Consider the following 16,940-nt stretch of genomic DNA (forward strand, 5'->3'; position numbering starts at 1 on the left):
GTCAATCGCGCGCCCGGCTGCCGCCTTATCGAGGCCCATGGAGACCCTTTCGAATGTCGAACCGACAGAATTCCACGCCCAACGACCTCTCGGCCTTCTGGATGCCGTTCACCGCGAACCGGCAGTTCAAGAAGGAGCCGCGGATGTTCGTCGGCGCCAAGGACATGCGCTACACCACCCATGACGGCCGCCAGGTGCTCGACGGCACCGCCGGCCTCTGGTGCGTCAATGCCGGCCACTGCCGCCCGAAGATCACCGAAGCGATCCGCGAGCAGGCGGGCGAACTCGACTATGCCCCGGCCTTCCAGCTCGGCCATCCCAAGGCCTTCGAGCTTGCCAACCGGCTGGTCGACATCGCCCCCGATGGCCTCGACCATGTGCTCTACACCAATTCCGGCTCGGAATCGGTCGACACGGCATTGAAGGTCGCGCTCGCCTATCACCGGGCCAAGGGCAATGGTTCGCGCTTCCGCCTGATCGGTCGCGAGCGCGGCTATCACGGGGTCAATTTCGGCGGCATCTCGGTCGGCGGCATCGTCTCCAACCGCAAGATGTTCGGCACGCTGCTTACCGGCGTCGACCATCTGCCGCATACCCATCTGCCAGGCGAGAACAGCTTCACCAGGGGCATTCCGGACAAGGGCGCCAATCTCGCAGACGAGCTGGAACGGATCGTCACGCTGCACGACCCCTCGACGATCGCCGCCGTCATCGTCGAGCCGGTCGCCGGCTCCACCGGCGTGCTGATCCCGCCGAAGGGCTATCTGCAGAAGCTGCGCGAGATCTGCACCAAGCACGGCATCCTGCTGATCTTCGACGAGGTCATCACCGGCTACGGCCGTCTCGGCGCGCCCTTCGCCGCCCAGTATTTCGACGTCACGCCGGATATCATCGTCACCGCCAAGGGCTTGACCAACGGCGTCATCCCGATGGGCGCGGTCTTCGTCTCCTCCGAGATCCACGATGCCTTCATGACCGGCCCGGAGCACATGATCGAATTCTTCCACGGCTATACCTATTCCGGCAACCCGATCGCGTCGGCCGCAGCGCTCGCCACGCTCGACACCTACAAGGAAGAGGGCCTGCTGACCCGTGCGGCCGAGATCGGGCCCTATTGGGAAGAGCAGCTGCATGCGCTGAGGGACTGCCCGCATGTCGTCGACATCCGCAATCTCGGCCTGATCGGCGCAATCGAGCTGAAGCCGATCGACGGTGAGCCGACCAAGCGCGCCTTCAACGCCTTCCTGGAGGCTTACAATGACGGCCTGCTGATCCGCACCACCGGCGACATCATCGCGCTGTCGCCGCCGCTGATCATTTCCAAGGCCGAAATCGATGAACTGTTCGACAAGCTGCGCAAGGTGCTGATGCGCAATATCTGAGGTCGTTCGGAAGCGTCCACGCATGCGAAAGGCGGCCCCTCGGCCGCCTTTCCCGCATCTATGCCACTGTGGTGATCAGCCTCCCGGATAAAGGCAGTTCACATCCTTTCTTTCAGGGCGGTCCTTTTTCGGCCGCCTTTTCCGTGCTTGACTTCGCCCGTCACGACGGCCCACGTCTTTCGCAGGCGTCCCGTAGAACCATGGCCTCACCGTCGCGAAGATGGGACAGGAGGCCAAGGGCGTGCTGCTCGGTCCGGTGACCGTCGGCGGCGCGACCTGGAATGTCTGTTACGGAGTCTTCGACGATGGTCGACAGGGAGGCAGCGATCGAGACGGCGCGCCGCTTTCTTGCCGCGCGCAATCATCCCCCCTTCGACGAGGCGACGCTTTTCGTCGAACGCGGCATCGAGGACGGTCGCCTCGTCTGGATCGTGATTGCCGGCGATGCGCTGCCGGAAAGCGAGGACGACTGGTCACAGCCGCATCCCTCTCCGGTGCGTTATTTCATCGATGCCGAGACCGGTGAACTGTTCGGCTTCGAACTCGAACGCGGGCACACCATCCTGCCGCCCTGAGCGCCGGCTCATCGCCCTGTCACAACCGCACGCGGGCTCGCCAAGAGGCGCCGCGCCGGCATCTTCGCTCATCGCGGCTGGTCCGGCCGCAAGGCGAACATTTACAGCAGCTGCCCGCGATGTTCCGGCCGCGGCACCCAGCAGGTCTCGCGCCGGCCGAAGATGCGGTAGCGGTTGCGGGCCATCAGGCGGTAGACGGGATCGCGCAGGGGCCGCGGCAGCCGTCTCAGTATGGCGACGGCCCGCCATGGCCAGCCGAGACCGGCATAGATCGACAGCACCGCATCGCTGTCGCGCAGCAGCCGGTCGCCGTCGACGACGATCATGCTGTCGGGATCGGCGGGGTCCATGCCGAACCGGTGATAGAGCGCCGTGCCCACCTCCCCCTGCATCGAGGCCAGCCGGAAATGCCGCGACCGGTCATGGGTCAACACGAACTGCGCATTGGCCGAGCAGAGCACGCATTCGGCATCGAAGACGATAATCGGGTGGGCGGCAGGCGTCGGGGTCATGGCGTCAGGCTAGCCCGGCGCTCCCGCGCGTGCAATGCGTCAAGGGGCGCCGACGCCATCACGCTTGCGGCACCGGCCAGGCGCGCCTCTTGCCGCGACGGCCCCCGCCCCCTATTTCCAGTGCAGGCGCCAATGGACTGTCCGCGCCGGTATCATCGGTGCCGCCGCGCCACAGGAGAACCGCATGGTCGATCCCATCAGCCGCATCTCCGCCTCGGACCCGTCCAGGGCGACCGACATGAGCAACAGCCTGTCGATCGGGTCTGAACCGGACAATGCCTGGGTCGCCGCCCGCCAGGCGCGGATCAATGCCGATCTTGCAGCGCTGGCCGCGATCAATAATGGTGGCGCCGCACCGTCAAAGGACGAGCCGGCCGACGGCGCCGCTGTCGACGAGGATGCCTCCGGCCAGGGCCGCCAGACCTTCGAAGCCCAGCAACCCGCCCCGGCCGGCGAGGCGCCACCGGAAGAGCCGGTTCTCTCCGGCGAAAGCGAGCGCATCGGCAGCGTCAATTTCGACGACGACACCCCTTTCGGCCACCGCTCCGCCATCCTCTGATCTTGCGCGCCGGCGAGCTGTCTGGCGCCGCCTTGTCCCCCGCAGCGAAAAGGCGGCGCGCAAGCCGCCTTCCCGTCACTTGGGTGGTGCAAGCCCGATCTCAACCCTTGAAGAAGGCCAGGAGGTCGGCGTTGATCACCTCGGCATGGGTGGTCGCCATGCCGTGCGGATAGCCGGGATAGACCTTCAGCGTGCCGTTCTTCAGAAGCATGATCGCCTTGTGGGCGGAATCATCGATCGGCACGATCTGGTCGTCGTCGCCGTGCATGACCAGCACCGGCACGTCGATCGCCTTCAGGTCCTCGGTAAAATCGGTCTCCGAAAAGGCCTTGATGCAATCGTAATGCGCCTTGGCGCCGCCCATCATGCCCTGGCGCCACCAGTTGTCGATCACCCCTTGCGAGACCTCGGCGCCGTCGCGGTTGAAGCCGTAGAACGGGCCGGCCGGCACATCGCGGAAGAACTGTGCCCGGTTGTCGGCAAGCGCCTTGCGGAAACCGTCGAACACGTCGAGCGGCAGGCCTTCGGGATTGGCCTCGGTTTTGAGCATGATCGGAGGCACGGCACCGATCAGCACCGCCTTGGCCACCCGCCCCTCGCCGCCGTAACGGCCGACATAGCGCGCCACCTCGCCGCCGCCGGTCGAATGGCCGACATGGATCGCGTCTTTCAGATCGAGCGCCTTGGCAAGCGCCGCGACATCGGCCGCATAGGTGTCCATCTCGTTGCCGGTATCGGTCTGCGACGAGCGCCCATGGCCGCGCCGGTCATGGGCGATCACCCGGTAGCCCTGCCCTAGAAAATAGAGCATCTGCGCATCCCAGTCGTCGGCGCTCAGCGGCCAGCCGTGATGAAAGACGATCGGCTGGGCGGTCTTGGCGCCCCAGTCCTTGTAGAAAATCTGCGTGCCGTCTTCTGTCGTGATGAAATTGCTGCTCATGGCGAAGATCCTTTTCAAGTGATCCATTGAGGAAAAAATCTGCGGAATGCCTGTGATGATGGTCATTTCTGCTGATCGCCCGATCGACGATTGCCGTCCGTGCGAGCACATCCGGCAATGCCGATCAATACGATATCGCAATATCATTTATCGCGATAACTATGATGTATGACAGGCAGAACCAGGAGTCCAGAATTAATTATCGCAATATCGATTATCGTGTTACACAATATGCAGACAGACGAACCGGAAAAGCCGACATGACCGCCCAAATGCCCCTGCCGCTCGGCGAGCAGCTATGTTTCACACTCTATTCCGCCAATATTGCGATCAACCGCACCTACAAGCCGATGCTCGACGAGATGGGTATCACCTATCCGCAATATCTGATCCTGAGCGCGCTTTCGGCCGAAGACGGGCTGACGGTCGGAACCATAGCCGAGCGCCTGGCGCTGGAATCGAGCACGGTGACACCGCCGGTCAAGCGGCTGGAGCAGGCAGGCTTGGTCCAGCGCGAACGCAGCAAGGAGGACGAGCGACAGGTGCATGTCCGGCTGACCCAGGCAGGTCATGCCATGCTTGCCCGCAGCTGCTGTCTCGGCGAAACCCTGCTCGCCCGCTCCGGCATGACCCCGGAAGCCTTCACCGCCTTCAACCGTCAGCTCCGCACCTTCATCGCAGCGCTCGGCACGCCCGGCGCACACCGGTAGCGGGCAGACCGCGGCTCCCGGCCTCTGGCGCGGTGCCCGTCGCCCGTGCATTATGCACGGATACCCCTCCCCGCGGCCAATCGCCCATCCCCGCCATCCTCACGATCCCGCAAATCCAGGACCCGCCATGCCGATCGACGTCGCCATCAATATCGAAACTTCTCCCTATGCCGAGGGTCTGCGCGCCATGTTCGACGTGCACGACATGGTGGCCGGCATTCAATCGCTGTCGCCGGATGCCCGCGCGAAAATCGAGGTGCTCGTCACCAATGGCATGATCGGTGCCGATCGCACGGTGATCGAGGCCCTGCCCAAGCTGAAGCTGATTGCCTGTGTCGGCACCGGCTACGAGGCGATCGACGTCGAGGCCGCCCGCGACAACGGCGTCCTGGTGACCAGTGCTGCCGGCGCGAATGCGCCGGCGGTCGCCGACCACGCCATGGGCCTGCTGCTGTCGCTGGTGCGCGACATTCCGCGTCAGGACAGCGGCGTGCGCGCCGGCACATGGCGCAAGGGCTTCGCCCCGCGTCCCATGCTGACGGGAAAGACCATCGGCATTGCCGGGCTTGGCGATATCGGCAGCCGGATCGCCAGGCGGGCGGAGGCCTTCGACATGGAGGTGCTCTATTTCACCCGGCGCCCGAGGCCGGACGCCCCCTGGGGCCATGTGGCCGACCTGAAGACCCTGGCAGAACGGGCAGACGTGCTGATGACGGTCCTGCCCGGCGGCGCCGCCACCCACCATCTGGTCGATTCGGCCGTGCTCGCGGCGCTGGGGCCGAAAGGCTATCTGGTCAATGTCGGCCGCGGCAATGTCGTCGACACCGATGCCCTGATCACCGCCCTGGAAACCAACGCCATCGCCGGCGCCGCCCTCGACGTGTTCGAGACCGAGCCGCAGGTGCCGGAAGCCCTGTTTCGCCTTGCCAATCTTGTGATGACACCGCACATGGCCGGCATTTCGCCAGAGGTCCAGGCCATCAGCCTCGACCTCGTCGCCCGCAATATCCGCAGCGTGATGGCCGGCGACGGCCCGCTGACCCCGGTGCCGGAATGCGCCGAAAGATCCGGGGCCTGATCGTCCCCCGGCCCGCCGGGCGCCTCAAGCGTGCCGCAGGCCAGGACCATGCCTTAGCGAAATTCGCTGCTGGCAATCGTGCTTTGGCCGGCAATGCCCTATATCGAAAAAACGCCGGCGCCGAATCCGTTCGGCCGTCGCCCGAGATTGAGCCGAGGAGCCCGCCATGTCCGACCGCATCCGCATCGCCAATGATACGCTGACCGTCGAGGTCTCCTCGCTCGGCGCCGAGATGCAGCGCCTCGATACGGCGGACGGGCGCGCCTATCTGTGGAACGGCGATGATCGCTGGTGGTCGGGACGCTCGCCGATCCTGTTTCCGATCGTCGGCAAGGCGCCGGACGACACGATCGCGATCAACGGCAAGTCCTATCCGATGAAGCAGCACGGCTTTGCCCGCCGCAGCGAATTTGCCCTGATGGACAGCGGCGCCGATTTTTGCCGCCATGCGCTGACGGCCAGCGAGACGACGCTGGCCGCCTATCCCTACGCATTCTCGCTGGTGCTGGAACACCGCCTAGACGGCGCGACGCTGACGGTCACCGCAACGGTCACCAATGCGGGCGCAGAGCCCATGCCCTACGGCATCGGCTTCCATCCGGCCTTCCGATGGCCGCTCCCGGGTGCGGAAAACACGCCGCATCTGGTAACACTCGACAATGGCGCCGAACCGCAGATGGTGCGGCTGGAGGGCGGGCTGATTGCGCCCGACCTGCTGCCCTCACCCTTTACGGCAGGGACGCTTGCGCTGTCACCCGACCTGTTCGAGGCCGATGCGCTGATCTTCCCGGAAGGGGCCGGCAAGGGCCTCCGCTTCGGCCCGAAAGACGGCGCCGGACTGACCTTCACCTTCGACAACCTGCCGAATATCGCGCTCTGGCAGAAGCCGGGCGCCCCTTTCCTCTGCGTCGAGCCCTGGCACGGCATGGCGGCGCGCTCCGACGCCTCGGCCGAACTGACCGAGCGGCCGTTCACCGTCGCGCTTGCGGCCGGTGACAGTGCCGCCTACGGCTTTTCCGTCACCGTTCCTGTCTGAAACGAAAAGCGCCGGTCGCACAGGCCTGATCGCGGGCGAAGATGCGGGCCAGCGCCAGCCCGGCCAGCAGCATGCCGGCGGCCACGAAAATCGTGTCGCCGAGCGTGCCGATGAACAGCGGTCCGACGCCGGCAAACAGCGCGAATGCCACGAGGAAATTGAGCCAGCCCCAGGCGACATTGACAATGGGGGAGCTGAGGTCACCGCCGCCGAACCGGACGAAAGGCGTCCTGAACCGGCGTCCGCTGACACCGTTGACGAAATGCGGAATGCCGTTGGTGAGAATGGCAGCGGCGAGGAAGTGGATAATATAGGCAAGAAACGGCATGCGCACTCCGGCAATCGGTTGATAAGCCTCGTTCAAAGCGCAGAACGCCGCCTCTGGCAAGCATCCATCTCCCGCCAAGCCCCCATTCTCGGCAAACACCCGTCATCGGCAGACACCCGTAATCGGCAGACACCTGTCGCCCGGCAGGCCGCCACGCCCGCAGCGCCCCCTCTCCTTGGCGACCGCCTGCGCGGGAGGGCCGAGACAAGGCCCACCCGCCAGGCGCGACCTCGGCTCAGAAGCCTTCCAGCACCACCTTGCCGCGAGCCTTGCCGCTTTCGATCAGCGCATGCGCCTTTTGCAGCGTCGCCGCATCGATCGGCCCCATGACCTCGGTCAGCGTCGTGCGGATCCGGCCCGCATCGATCAGCCCGGCCACCTCGTTGAGAAGCCGGCCCTGCTCGGCCATGTCGGCGGTCTCGAAGATCGGCCGGGTATACATCAGCTCCCAGTGGATCGAGATCGACTTGCGCTTGAACGGCTTGATGTCCAGCGTCTCGGGATCGTCGATCAGGCCGAAGCGGCCCTGCGGTGCAATCAGCTCGACGATCTCGGCAATGTGCCGGTCGGTCTGGGTGGTGGAAAACACGAAACCCGGCTGGCCGAGCCCCAGCGCGTCCACCTGGGCTGCGATCGGCTGGGAATGGTCGATCACGTGATGGGCGCCGAGCGCACGCACCCAGTCCTTGGTCTCCTCGCGGGACGCCGTCGCGATCACCGTGAGGTCGGTCAGCTGCCGGGCCAGCTGGATGGCGATCGAGCCGACGCCTCCGGCCCCGCCGACGATGACGATGGCATTCGCCGCCCCCGGCACCGGTTTCCTCACGTCCAGCCGATCGAACAGCATTTCCCAGGCCGTGATCGAGGTCAGCGGCAGGGCGGCCGCCTCGGCATCGCCGAGACTTTCCGGCTTGCGCCCGACGATCCGCTCGTCGACCAGGTGAAACTGGCTGTTGGTGCCGGGCCGGATCAGCGAGCCGGCATAATAGACGGCGTCCCCGACCTTGAAGCCCTCGACCTTGTCGCCGATCCCGGCCACACGGCCGACCGCATCCCAGCCGAGCACCTTCCACTGGCCGTCCTCGGCCGCAACCCCGCGACGCACCTTGGTGTCGACGGGATTGACCGAGACGGCGGCGACTTCGACGAGGATGTCGCGGCCGGCCGGCACCGGCCTGTCGAGGGTGACATCCTCCAGCACCTCGACGGCACCGGGTTTCCGATAGGCGATGGCTTTCATCTGTTCTGGCGTCTGTTCAGGCATTGTCGATCACTCCGTTTGCGTTGGCAGCAAAGATGTGCCTACAATCGAAAAAAGCCAATACGCACAAACATTACCTATAGTGTCAAAAAGGATACCGTGATGGCCAAGGCCCGCCATTCCCGCTTCGACTGCAGCCCCGGCTGCGCCGTGGAAGCCGCGATCTCGCTGATCGACGGCAAGTGGAAATGCGTCATCCTCTTCCACTTGCTGTCGGGCACCATGCGCTTCAACGAATTGCGCCGGGCCGCCGGCACCGTCACCCAGCGGATGCTGACCAACCAGCTGCGCGAACTGGAGGAAGACGGCCTGATCACCCGCAAGGTCTATGCCCAGGTGCCGCCGAAGGTCGAATATTCCCTCTCCGAACTCGGGCATTCGATGGCGCCTATCCTGAAGAGCCTGAAGGACTGGGGCGACGCCAATCTCGATCGCTTCGGACGCCCCGAACCGATCGAGCGGCTGGCGGCGGAATAGCCGCGCCGCAGCCGATGAGCAGGTGGGTGCTGCACCGTCCCGGCCGCCTGACGGCAAGCGCTTTGTCAGACAGTGTTTCTCTTCTTCTGGATACGCCTGTGCTCGCGCCGCCAAGGCTGACGGACATCACACATTCTTGCGCGTTCACCGGCAAATATTGCCATGCGCGATGCGCCGGATCCCGGGCATAGGCGTTCGAGCGCTTCTGGTGGAGGGATGGTGGCGTCCTTCCGGCCGGCGAGCCGTTTACCCCGCCCGCGCCGCATCTGCGCCGCCACGCTGTTTGCCGATCACCTGCACTTCGCCGGGCGTCAGCCCTTTGACAGCGACAGCTTGCCGCCGTCGAACACCGGCCGGATCCCGTCGTAATTCACAATGCTCGGATGGCCGTGATCCACCACCTTGTGATGCGTCTCGGTGATCACCAGAACGCTGGAGCCGGCAGCCTCGCCGGCCTTGATCCCGGCATCGGCGTCCTCGAACACCAGGCAGGATTTCGGATCGACCCCCAGCCGTTCGGCCCCCATCAGGAAACAGTCGGGCGCCGGCTTGCCGGTCGTCACGTCGTCGGCGGTCACCATCATCGGCGGCACCGGCAGGCCGGCGGCTTCAAGCCGCTTCAGCGCCAGTGTCTTCGGCGCCGAGGTCACCAGCGCCCATTTGTCGGCCGGCAGCGCCGCCAGGAAATCCGCCGCCCCGCCGATCGGCGCGATGCCCTCGACATCGTCCATCTCCAGCTGCAGCAGCAGCGCCGCCTCGGCTTCGACATTGATGCCCGGCAGGTTCTGTGCGGCAATGGTCTCGATAGCCCGGCGCCCGTGAATGGTCGGCAGAAAGCTGTCCAGATCGAGATCGAAGCGCCTGGCCCATGTCGACCAGGCCCGTTCGGCCGACACGATGGAGGTGAGGATGGTGCCGTCCATGTCGAACAGGAAGGCATCGAAACGGGCATCGAAAATCTCGGACATCAGGGGAAAACCTCGAAGGCTGGCGGGCAAGGGGAAGACGGCGACCGGACGGTCGTACCGATTTGGCACAGGTCTAGCATCCTTTTCCGCAACCGGCCACCAATCGCGCAACACCTGCCTGCGGAAGCGGCGGGAAAACCGGGATATCGGCCGATTTTTCTGTCTCGCCGGCCGCCTGCCTGATATATCCCTGACTTCCGCGATCCAGAGCGGACTTCGAGCCATCTGAGCGGACCACACCCGGCGGACATCCGGACCAAGGGACCCATGACGACATTTTCCGTGCGACACATCACCTCGTACCGGTACCACAAGCCCGTAACATTCGGCGAACATCGGCTGATGTTCCGGCCGCGCGACAGCTTCGACCAGACCCTGCTCGACGCGCGGCTGACGGTCGAGCCGGGCCCGAGCCATGTGCGCTGGATCCACGATGTGTTCGGCAATTGCATCGCCCTGGTCGGCTTCGACAAGCCGGCGCGTGAACTGCGCTTCGAGACCGTCATCCATGTCGACCACACGCCGCACGCGGCAATCGACCTGTTGATCGACGAGGCGGCGCAGACCTATCCCTTCGCCTATGATCCGGAGGAAGCTTTCGACCTCGAGCGCACCATCGCCCGGCATTATCCCGATGATGGCGACGCGGTCGCCCGCTTTGCCCGGCAGTTCCTGCGCGCCGGCAAGCCGACCGCCACCGGCCACCTGCTGATGACACTGTGCTTTGCCATCCATGAAAGCTTCAAATATGCCCGGCGCTACGAGCATGGGGTGCAGACCCCGGCCGAGACACTGAAGCTTAGGCGCGGCACCTGCCGCGACTTCGCGCTGCTGATGATGGAGGCCGCCCGCTCGCTCGGTTTCGCCGCCCGTTTCGTCACCGGTTATATCTACGTGCCCGACCGCGATGGCGCGACCACGCTTGGCGGCGGCTCCACCCATGCCTGGTGCCAGATCTACCTGCCCGGCGCCGGCTGGGTCGAATTCGACCCGACCAATGGCATCGTCGGCAATCGCGACCTGATCCGTGTGGGCGTCGCCCGCGATCCGCGCCAGGCGATCCCGCTGTCCGGCAGCTATGACGGCGCGGCCGCCGATTTCGACAGCATGTCGGTGCAGGTCAATGTGACGACCACGACCCGGGGGCTGGCGACCGCCGTGTGAGGCCGGAACCCTTCCTCCCCGACAAACGTTTCTGCGCGGATGCCGATCGGCGAACATTCCTCCTTAAGGGTTGCGAACGATGAAGATACGTGCCGGTTTTCGCCTGGCCTATGAATGCGTGCAGCCGACCGCCATGCTGCTGGTGCTCAACGTCCACCCGTCCCGCCGCCCGGATCTGCTGACGCCGCAGACCCTGAGCTTCGCGCCGGGGACCGATGTCTGGGGCTATCTCGATTCCTTCGGCAACGACTGCACCCGCATCGTCGCCCCGGCCGGCGTGACGACGATCACCACCCAGTTCGAGATCTACGACGACGGTCGCCCCGATCCGCTGCCGGAAAACGCCGTGCAGCACGAGATCCGCGACCTGCCCGACGAGGTGCTGGTCTACCTGCTCGGCAGCCGCTACTGCGACACCGACCGGCTCGCCGAATTCGCCTGGGCGACCTTTTCCTCCACCCCGCTCGGCTGGCCGCGGGTCAAGGCGATCCTCGATTTCGTCCATGGCCATATCCGTTTCGACTACATGAAGGCCGACCCGCTGCGCACCGCCTATCAGGGTTACCAGGACCGCGTCGGCGTCTGCCGCGACTTTGCCCATCTGGCGATCACCCTCTGCCGCTGCATGAACATCCCGGCGCGCTATTGCACCGGCTATCTCGGCGATATCGGCGTGCCGGCCGATCCGAACCCGATGGATTTCAGCGCCTGGTTCCAGGTCTATCTCGGCGGACACTGGCGCACCGTCGACGCGCGTCACAACCATCCGCGCATCGGCCGCATCCTGATGGCGACCGGCCGCGACGCCACCGACGTGGCGCTCACCACCGCCTTCGGCTCGGCCGTCCTGAAACACTTCGAGGTATTGACCGAAGAGATCGGTTAAGGACCACTGACAGGATCCGGCAGCAGCGGCCGGGACCGCTCGGTGCCGGCCCTTGACCGGCAGCGCCGAAACGCCACCTTGTAGGCGGTGGCGTGGCGCCCCGTGCACCACTGCCGCCCGCATGCAAGGAGACCCCATGCTCGACCACGTCTTCCTCTCCGTCAGCGACGTCGCCCGCTCGATCGCCTTCTACACCGCCGCCCTCGGCCCGCTCGGCATCGCCAAGCAGCACGATTTCGACGGCAGCGACGGCCCGCCCGGCCATCCCGACCTCAAGGGTTTCGGCGCCCATGGCCGCACCTTCTTCTGGCTGCGGCCGGGCGTGGTCGAGGGCCGCGCGGCGCATGTCGGCTTCGTCGCCGACAGCAATGCGGCGGTCGATGCCGCCTATGCCGCGGCGATCGCCGTCGGGGCGAGCGACAACGGCAAGCCCGGCGCCCGGCTCTATTATGATCCGCGCTATTATGCCGCCGGCGTCCTCGATCCCGACGGCTACAGCCTGGAATTCGTCTACAAGAGCTGGCAGCACTGAGCGGCGCGCGCCGACAAGGAGAGCCCATGGGTTACGAACTCTACTACTGGAACGGCCTGCAGGGGCGCGGCGAATTCGTCCGGCTGGCACTGGAAGAGGCGGGCGCCGACTATGTCGACGTCACCCGCCAGCCGGAGCGCGGCACAAGCGAGATGCTGGCGCTGCTGAAAAGCGACAGCGAACCGCATCTGCCCTTCGCCCCGCCGATCCTGAAGGACGGCGAAATCCTCGTCTCCCATGTCGCCAATATCCTCGCCTATCTTGGGCCGAAGCTCGGACTGGCGCCGCGGGACGAGGCTGAGCGCTGGTTCGCCAATGGCCTGCAGCTGACGATCACCGATTTCGTCGCCGAGGTGCACGACACCCATCACCCGATCGCCACCGGCAAATACTACGAGGACCAGAAGCCGGAGGCCAAGGCCCGCTCCGCCGCCTTCATTTCAGAGCGCATCCCGAAGTTTCTCGGCTATTTCGAGCGCGTGCTGAACCAGAATCCGAAAGGCAACCGCCATGCCGTCGGCGACCGGCTGACGACCGTCGATCTCTCGCTGTTCCAGGTGCTGGAAGGCCTTGCCTATGCCTTCCCGAAGGCCATGGCCCGAGTATCGGGCCAATACCCGGCTCTCGAGGCGCTGCAAGCCATGGTCGGTACGCGCCCGAACATTGCCGCCTACCGCGCCTCCCCCGGCCGCCTCCCCTTCAACGAAGACGGCATCTTCCGGCACTACCCGGAGCTGGATGTGGGGTAAACCCGGACCACCTCACAGCGTCACGAAACAGGAAAACACTTCGCCGAGTTCGTTGCGGAAAATGTAGACGACCTCGCCGCGGTCGCCGCTGAACACCTGCTGGGAAATACGGCGGGCGGGTTCGTCGTCGATGCGCTTCAGGAAGTCGTCGAGCCCGTGCACGGTCGCGCCCTCGCCATGGCTGGTCCATTGCTTGACCTTCCAGGCCGTGTAACGATCGGCCCGCTGGTTCGGCATGGTAGCTGCGGTCTCGTCGAATCGGCATTTTTCCAGATGCCTGAGGACTGCCGGCGGGCAATGCAGGTTGAGCTTCAACAGCTTGACCAGCGAGGCCTGCTCGGCCTCGGATAGAGGCGTTCCGGCCCTGACTGTGCTGCTGACCGCTTTGGTGCTGACCACGGGGCGTCCTTCTCGTTTCTCGGCGGCGACCGCCTGCGGCGGCGCCGACCGTTCGGCTGGTATGCTGCGCAGCGTCCCTCATAGCCGATCGCGACGTTGGTGCCCATCCCCTTCCCCCGCCCATCCCCGCCCGTTACACTTGCAAGCCCAGGCAAGCCGAACCGGAGTTCCCCATGACCGATCTCGAAAACCGCATCGACCAGGGCGTCGGCCGTGCGCCCGCCGATATCGTGCTGAAGGGCGGGCGGTTCTTCGATCTGGTCACCGGCGACCTCGTCGCCTCCGACATCGCCCTTTGCGGCGATACCGTCGTCGGCACCTGCGGCGACTACGAGGGGCGCGAGGTGATCGACATTTCCGGGCAGATCGTCGTGCCGGGCTTCATCGACACCCATCTGCACATCGAATCGTCCCTCGTCACCCCGCACGAGTTCGACCGCTGCGTCCTGCCCTACGGCGTGACGACGGCGATCTGCGATCCGCACGAGATTGCCAATGTGCTGGGCACCGAGGGCATACAGTTCTTCCTCGATTCGGCGGAGCAGACGATCATGGACGTGCGCGTCCAGCTCTCCTCTTGCGTGCCCGCCACGCATCTGGAAACCGCCGGCGCCGACCTGCCGATCGAGCGGCTTTTGCCCTTTCGCGGCCATGACAAGGTCATCGGCCTTGCCGAATTCATGAATTTTCCCGGCGTCATCCACAAGGATCCGGTGGCCATCGCCAAGCTGGAAGCCTTCCAGGGCGCCCATATCGACGGGCATGCGCCGCTTCTGCGCGGCAAGGACCTTAACGGCTATCTGTCGGTCGGCATCCGCACCGAGCATGAATGCACGACGGCCGGGGAGGCGCTGGAAAAGATCCGCAAAGGCATGCATATCCTGGTGCGCGAGGGCTCGGTGTCGAAGGACCTGCACGCGCTGATCCCGATCATCACCGAGCGGCTGTCGCCCTATCTGGCGCTCTGCACCGATGATCGCAATCCGCTCGATATCGCCGAGGAAGGCCATCTCGACTACATGATCCGCACCGCGATTGCCGAAGGCGTCGCGCCGCTCGCCGTCTACCGCGCCGCCTCGATCTCGGCCGCCAAGGCCTTTGGGCTGAGGGATCGCGGCCTCGTCGCCCCCGGCTGGCGGGCCGATCTCGTCGTCATCGACAGTCTCGAGAGCTGCAAGGCGCAGATGGTGTTTTCCGCCGGACGCCGGGTCACCGACGCGCTGTTTGCCACCCGCAAGCCGGTGGCCCCCGTCGGCCTCGACAGCGTCCGGGCGCGGATCGTCAAGGCGGCCGATTTCGCTGTGCCGGTGGCCGAAGGCGAGACCCCGGTGATCGGCGTCATGCCCGGCAAGATCATCACCGAGCATCGCCGCTTTCGCCTGCCCACCTCCGGCAACCAGTCGACGGTCGATCTCGAGCGCGACATCATCAAGGTCGCGGTCATCGAGCGGCATGGCAAGAACGGCAACCATGCCAATGGTTTCGTTCAGGGTTTCGGGTTGAGGAAGGGCGCGATCGCCTCCACCGTCGGCCATGACAGCCACAATATCTGCGTCGTCGGCGTCTCGGAAGAGGACATGGCGATCGCCGCCAACCGGCTCTCCGACATCAAGGGCGGCTTCGTCGTGGTGGAGGACGGCAAGGTCACCGGCGAGATCGCGCTACCCGTCGCCGGCCTGATGAGCCTCGAACCTTTCGAGACGGTGCGCGACACGCTGGTCGACCTCAGGAAGGCGGCCTACGCGCTCGGCACCACCCTTGCCGAACCCTTCCTCCAAGTCGCCTTCCTGCCGCTGCCGGTGATCCCGCACCTGAAGATTTCCGACAAGGGCATGGTCGATGTCGACCGGTTCTGCCTGATCGGGTAATGGACCGGACACCCGTGTTGTACTATATCTGGGACAACTAGGAGGTCCCCATGACGACCGTATTTTTTTCCCGCGCACGCGCGGAGCTTGCCAGATTGCTGGACAAGGTCACCGAGGATGCAGCGCCGATCGAAATCGTCCGCCGCGACAAGCCGTCCGCAATGCTGATCAGCAGGCAGGAATATGACGGCCTGATGGAGACCGTTCATCTTCTTTCCTCGCCGGCCAATGCCGAGCGGCTTCTGCGCGGGGACGAGCAGATCCGGTCCGGCAGGCTGCATAGGATCGATCCGGCGGATCTCGGGTGATTACGCTCCTGGCCTTTACCGACGATGGCTGGGAGGACTATCTGCATTGGCAGCAGACCGACAGGAAGGTTCTAGCACGAATCAACGACCTGATCCGCGATACGCTTCGCCATCCCCAAGAGGGCATCGGCAAACCAGAACGGCTGAAAGGCGCACTCAGCGGTTACTGGTCGCGCCGGATCACGCAAGAGCACCGCCTCGTCTACAAGGTCCTGCGGACGGAGAAGAACCAGACCCTGATCGTCCATCAATGCCGGTACCACTACTGAGCGCCCAACGAGCAAGAGACATCCCGACCGCATGACGCCAAACACCCCCACCCCGCTGTCCCGTTTTCGCCAGCGCCTCGCCGTCCTCTATTTCGGCCAGACCAGTTCGGCCGTGCGCTTTCAGCTGACGCTTGCCGTCATCGATCTGGCGATCATCGCCTTTTTCCTGTTCGGGCCCTATCTGCGCAACCGGCCGAGCTATCTGGTGATAGACTACCTGATCGCGGTCTGGATCGCCGCCGAGCTGGCCGCCCAGCTGCTCGCCGCCCCGCGGTTGAAGCGCTGGCTGTTGCGGCCGATGACCTGGATCGACGTGCTGATCCTGCTGACCCTGCTGTTTCCGACGACCTTCTTCAGCTTCGCCTTCCTGCGCGCCACCCGCCTCTGGGCGATCGCGCAAAGGCCGATCTTCCGGGTCATGCTGAAGCGGCTGGGACAGTCGCATCTGGCCGACATCATCGCCGCCCTGATCAATTTCGTCGTCTTCCTGTTCACCGTCACCGGCTTCGTCTACACCTTCTTCTTCTTCGGCGAGAACGGCCTGGCGGGCTTCGTCGACGCGGCCTATTTCACCGTGGCGACCGTGACCACCACCGGCTTCGGCGACATCACGCTGCCGGGCACCGCCGGAAAGCTGACCTCGATCGTCACCATGATCATCGGCATCTCCCTGTTCGTGCGCCTCGCCCAGGCGATCTTCCGGCCCTACAAGGTGAGCTTCGCCTGCCCGGAATGCGGCCTCCAGCGCCATGACGCCGACGCCGTCCACTGCAAGGCCTGCGGCCATATTCTCAACATTCCCGACGAGGGGGACTGACGCGCCCGAATCCCCTTGTTTGCAGCCATGAAAAAGGCCGGCGCCTGGGGGAGACGCCGGCCGGCACGCGGGACCAGGACATGGCGGGGGAAGCCCCGCGCGCGCAAATTCGATCTGCTGTC

At 65.1% G+C, this 16,940-nt stretch carries 21 protein-coding genes; 15 read left to right on the forward strand and 6 right to left on the reverse strand.

All coding sequences use genetic code 11. From position 1 onward, the window contains the following. Positions 1 to 53: 53 nt before the first annotated feature. Both aptA and J2Z17_RS23845 read left to right on the forward strand, forming a co-directional pair. Positions 54 to 1,382: an omega-aminotransferase AptA gene (gene aptA, locus J2Z17_RS23840; protein ID WP_209949108.1), complete on the forward strand. Its 1,329-nt coding sequence runs from the start codon at positions 54 to 56 to the stop codon at positions 1,380 to 1,382. 305 nt (positions 1,383 to 1,687) lie between these two features. Next, on the forward strand, positions 1,688 to 1,957 hold the full coding sequence (locus tag J2Z17_RS23845; protein ID WP_209949110.1) for a hypothetical protein: 270 nt from the start codon (positions 1,688 to 1,690) through the stop codon (positions 1,955 to 1,957). Positions 1,958 to 2,058: 101 nt separating this feature from the next. On the opposite strand, the gene J2Z17_RS23850 is transcribed toward J2Z17_RS23845, so the two are convergent. Then, positions 2,059 to 2,469: a thiol-disulfide oxidoreductase DCC family protein gene (locus J2Z17_RS23850; RefSeq protein WP_209949112.1), complete on the reverse strand. Its 411-nt coding sequence runs from the start codon at positions 2,467 to 2,469 to the stop codon at positions 2,059 to 2,061. A gap of 184 nt (positions 2,470 to 2,653) precedes the next feature. Here J2Z17_RS23850 and J2Z17_RS23855 point away from each other — a divergent pair, with 184 nt between their 5' ends. Then, positions 2,654 to 3,028 (forward strand): hypothetical protein, encoded by a 375-nt coding sequence (locus tag J2Z17_RS23855; RefSeq protein ID WP_209949114.1) that lies wholly within the window; start codon positions 2,654 to 2,656, stop codon positions 3,026 to 3,028. 100 nt (positions 3,029 to 3,128) lie between these two features. Here the strand turns inward: J2Z17_RS23855 and J2Z17_RS23860 are convergent, their stop codons facing one another. Beyond that, the gene (locus tag J2Z17_RS23860) at positions 3,129 to 3,968 is read right to left on the reverse strand and encodes an alpha/beta fold hydrolase (protein WP_209949116.1); all 840 of its coding nucleotides are present in this window, start codon (positions 3,966 to 3,968) and stop codon (positions 3,129 to 3,131) included. 272 nt (positions 3,969 to 4,240) lie between these two features. Here J2Z17_RS23860 and J2Z17_RS23865 point away from each other — a divergent pair, with 272 nt between their 5' ends. From J2Z17_RS23865 to J2Z17_RS23875, 3 genes are all read left to right on the forward strand, one after another. After that, positions 4,241 to 4,678, forward strand: a complete 438-nt coding sequence (locus J2Z17_RS23865) for a MarR family winged helix-turn-helix transcriptional regulator (protein ID WP_209949194.1) — start codon at positions 4,241 to 4,243, stop codon at positions 4,676 to 4,678. Positions 4,679 to 4,805: 127 nt separating this feature from the next. Further along, a complete protein-coding gene (locus J2Z17_RS23870) occupies positions 4,806 to 5,756 on the forward strand; it encodes an NAD(P)-dependent oxidoreductase (protein WP_209949118.1) in 951 nt (316 codons plus the stop codon). Between the two features lie 166 nt (positions 5,757 to 5,922). Continuing rightward, on the forward strand, positions 5,923 to 6,792 hold the full coding sequence (locus tag J2Z17_RS23875) for an aldose 1-epimerase family protein (protein WP_209949120.1): 870 nt from the start codon (positions 5,923 to 5,925) through the stop codon (positions 6,790 to 6,792). Here J2Z17_RS23875 and J2Z17_RS23880 read toward each other — a convergent pair. Continuing rightward, positions 6,776 to 7,120, reverse strand: a complete 345-nt coding sequence (locus J2Z17_RS23880; protein WP_209949122.1) for a hypothetical protein — start codon at positions 7,118 to 7,120, stop codon at positions 6,776 to 6,778. The two genes, J2Z17_RS23875 and J2Z17_RS23880, sit on opposite strands and share 17 nt — an antisense overlap. A gap of 235 nt (positions 7,121 to 7,355) precedes the next feature. Then, on the reverse strand, positions 7,356 to 8,360 hold the full coding sequence (locus J2Z17_RS23885; RefSeq protein WP_209949196.1) for a zinc-binding alcohol dehydrogenase family protein: 1,005 nt from the start codon (positions 8,358 to 8,360) through the stop codon (positions 7,356 to 7,358). Positions 8,361 to 8,483: 123 nt separating this feature from the next. Between J2Z17_RS23885 and J2Z17_RS23890 the strand changes: the two genes are divergently transcribed. Continuing rightward, positions 8,484 to 8,858 (forward strand): winged helix-turn-helix transcriptional regulator, encoded by a 375-nt coding sequence (locus J2Z17_RS23890; RefSeq protein ID WP_209949125.1) that lies wholly within the window; start codon positions 8,484 to 8,486, stop codon positions 8,856 to 8,858. A 311-nt stretch (positions 8,859 to 9,169) separates the two neighbouring features. Here J2Z17_RS23890 and J2Z17_RS23895 read toward each other — a convergent pair whose 3' ends face one another. After that, the gene (locus J2Z17_RS23895) at positions 9,170 to 9,826 is read right to left on the reverse strand and encodes an HAD-IA family hydrolase (RefSeq protein WP_209949127.1); all 657 of its coding nucleotides are present in this window, start codon (positions 9,824 to 9,826) and stop codon (positions 9,170 to 9,172) included. Positions 9,827 to 10,093: 267 nt separating this feature from the next. Between J2Z17_RS23895 and J2Z17_RS23900 the strand changes: the two genes are divergently transcribed. The 4 genes from J2Z17_RS23900 to J2Z17_RS23915 all read left to right on the forward strand — a co-directional run bounded on the left by J2Z17_RS23900 (position 10,094) and on the right by J2Z17_RS23915 (position 13,157). Beyond that, entirely contained in the window at positions 10,094 to 10,990 is an 897-nt protein-coding gene (locus tag J2Z17_RS23900) for a transglutaminase family protein (RefSeq protein ID WP_209949129.1), read from the forward strand. 79 nt (positions 10,991 to 11,069) lie between these two features. Next, positions 11,070 to 11,876 (forward strand): transglutaminase-like domain-containing protein, encoded by an 807-nt coding sequence (locus J2Z17_RS23905; RefSeq protein ID WP_209949131.1) that lies wholly within the window; start codon positions 11,070 to 11,072, stop codon positions 11,874 to 11,876. 136 nt (positions 11,877 to 12,012) lie between these two features. After that, positions 12,013 to 12,408 carry a VOC family protein gene (locus tag J2Z17_RS23910; protein WP_209949133.1) on the forward strand — a complete coding sequence of 132 codons (396 nt, stop codon included), beginning with the start codon at positions 12,013 to 12,015 and terminating at the stop codon, positions 12,406 to 12,408. Positions 12,409 to 12,434: 26 nt separating this feature from the next. Continuing rightward, positions 12,435 to 13,157, forward strand: coding sequence for a glutathione S-transferase (locus J2Z17_RS23915; protein WP_209949136.1), 723 nt, complete (start codon positions 12,435 to 12,437; stop codon positions 13,155 to 13,157). Positions 13,158 to 13,169: 12 nt separating this feature from the next. Here the strand turns inward: J2Z17_RS23915 and J2Z17_RS23920 are convergent, their stop codons facing one another. Then, complete coding sequence (locus tag J2Z17_RS23920; protein WP_209949138.1) at positions 13,170 to 13,556, reverse strand: hypothetical protein; 387 nt, start codon at positions 13,554 to 13,556, stop codon at positions 13,170 to 13,172. A 173-nt stretch (positions 13,557 to 13,729) separates the two neighbouring features. On the opposite strand from J2Z17_RS23920, the gene ade reads away from it, so the two are divergent. From ade to J2Z17_RS23940, 4 genes are read left to right on the forward strand one after another with little or no spacing between them, the layout of a single operon-like run. Further along, positions 13,730 to 15,424, forward strand: coding sequence for an adenine deaminase (ade, locus tag J2Z17_RS23925; protein ID WP_209949140.1), 1,695 nt, complete (start codon positions 13,730 to 13,732; stop codon positions 15,422 to 15,424). Positions 15,425 to 15,474: 50 nt separating this feature from the next. After that, positions 15,475 to 15,732, forward strand: coding sequence for a type II toxin-antitoxin system Phd/YefM family antitoxin (locus J2Z17_RS23930; RefSeq protein ID WP_209949142.1), 258 nt, complete (start codon positions 15,475 to 15,477; stop codon positions 15,730 to 15,732). Further along, the gene (locus tag J2Z17_RS23935) at positions 15,732 to 16,001 is read left to right on the forward strand and encodes a Txe/YoeB family addiction module toxin (RefSeq protein ID WP_209949197.1); all 270 of its coding nucleotides are present in this window, start codon (positions 15,732 to 15,734) and stop codon (positions 15,999 to 16,001) included. The genes J2Z17_RS23930 and J2Z17_RS23935 overlap by 1 nt, the downstream gene beginning before the upstream one ends. 31 nt (positions 16,002 to 16,032) lie before the next feature. Continuing rightward, positions 16,033 to 16,818, forward strand: a complete 786-nt coding sequence (locus J2Z17_RS23940; RefSeq protein ID WP_209949144.1) for a potassium channel family protein — start codon at positions 16,033 to 16,035, stop codon at positions 16,816 to 16,818. Positions 16,819 to 16,940: the final 122 nt, after the last annotated feature.

This window comes from Heterorhizobium halophytocola (genome assembly GCF_017873095.1).
Taxonomy (GTDB): Bacteria; Pseudomonadota; Alphaproteobacteria; order Rhizobiales; family Rhizobiaceae; genus Allorhizobium; species Allorhizobium halophytocola.

Coding starts and splice junctions, on each gene's coding strand:
- aptA (WP_209949108.1), top strand. CDS start 54: ATGTCGAACCGACAGAATTCCACGCCCAACGACCTCTCGGCCTTCTGG.
- J2Z17_RS23845 (WP_209949110.1), top strand. CDS start 1,688: ATGGTCGACAGGGAGGCAGCGATCGAGACGGCGCGCCGCTTTCTTGCC.
- J2Z17_RS23850 (WP_209949112.1), bottom strand. CDS start 2,469: ATGACCCCGACGCCTGCCGCCCACCCGATTATCGTCTTCGATGCCGAA.
- J2Z17_RS23855 (WP_209949114.1), top strand. CDS start 2,654: ATGGTCGATCCCATCAGCCGCATCTCCGCCTCGGACCCGTCCAGGGCG.
- J2Z17_RS23860 (WP_209949116.1), bottom strand. CDS start 3,968: ATGAGCAGCAATTTCATCACGACAGAAGACGGCACGCAGATTTTCTAC.
- J2Z17_RS23865 (WP_209949194.1), top strand. CDS start 4,241: ATGCCCCTGCCGCTCGGCGAGCAGCTATGTTTCACACTCTATTCCGCC.
- J2Z17_RS23870 (WP_209949118.1), top strand. CDS start 4,806: ATGCCGATCGACGTCGCCATCAATATCGAAACTTCTCCCTATGCCGAG.
- J2Z17_RS23875 (WP_209949120.1), top strand. CDS start 5,923: ATGTCCGACCGCATCCGCATCGCCAATGATACGCTGACCGTCGAGGTC.
- J2Z17_RS23880 (WP_209949122.1), bottom strand. CDS start 7,120: ATGCCGTTTCTTGCCTATATTATCCACTTCCTCGCCGCTGCCATTCTC.
- J2Z17_RS23885 (WP_209949196.1), bottom strand. CDS start 8,360: ATGAAAGCCATCGCCTATCGGAAACCCGGTGCCGTCGAGGTGCTGGAG.
- J2Z17_RS23890 (WP_209949125.1), top strand. CDS start 8,484: ATGGCCAAGGCCCGCCATTCCCGCTTCGACTGCAGCCCCGGCTGCGCC.
- J2Z17_RS23895 (WP_209949127.1), bottom strand. CDS start 9,826: ATGTCCGAGATTTTCGATGCCCGTTTCGATGCCTTCCTGTTCGACATG.
- J2Z17_RS23900 (WP_209949129.1), top strand. CDS start 10,094: ATGACGACATTTTCCGTGCGACACATCACCTCGTACCGGTACCACAAG.
- J2Z17_RS23905 (WP_209949131.1), top strand. CDS start 11,070: ATGAAGATACGTGCCGGTTTTCGCCTGGCCTATGAATGCGTGCAGCCG.
- J2Z17_RS23910 (WP_209949133.1), top strand. CDS start 12,013: ATGCTCGACCACGTCTTCCTCTCCGTCAGCGACGTCGCCCGCTCGATC.
- J2Z17_RS23915 (WP_209949136.1), top strand. CDS start 12,435: ATGGGTTACGAACTCTACTACTGGAACGGCCTGCAGGGGCGCGGCGAA.
- ade (WP_209949140.1), top strand. CDS start 13,730: ATGACCGATCTCGAAAACCGCATCGACCAGGGCGTCGGCCGTGCGCCC.
- J2Z17_RS23930 (WP_209949142.1), top strand. CDS start 15,475: ATGACGACCGTATTTTTTTCCCGCGCACGCGCGGAGCTTGCCAGATTG.
- J2Z17_RS23940 (WP_209949144.1), top strand. CDS start 16,033: ATGACGCCAAACACCCCCACCCCGCTGTCCCGTTTTCGCCAGCGCCTC.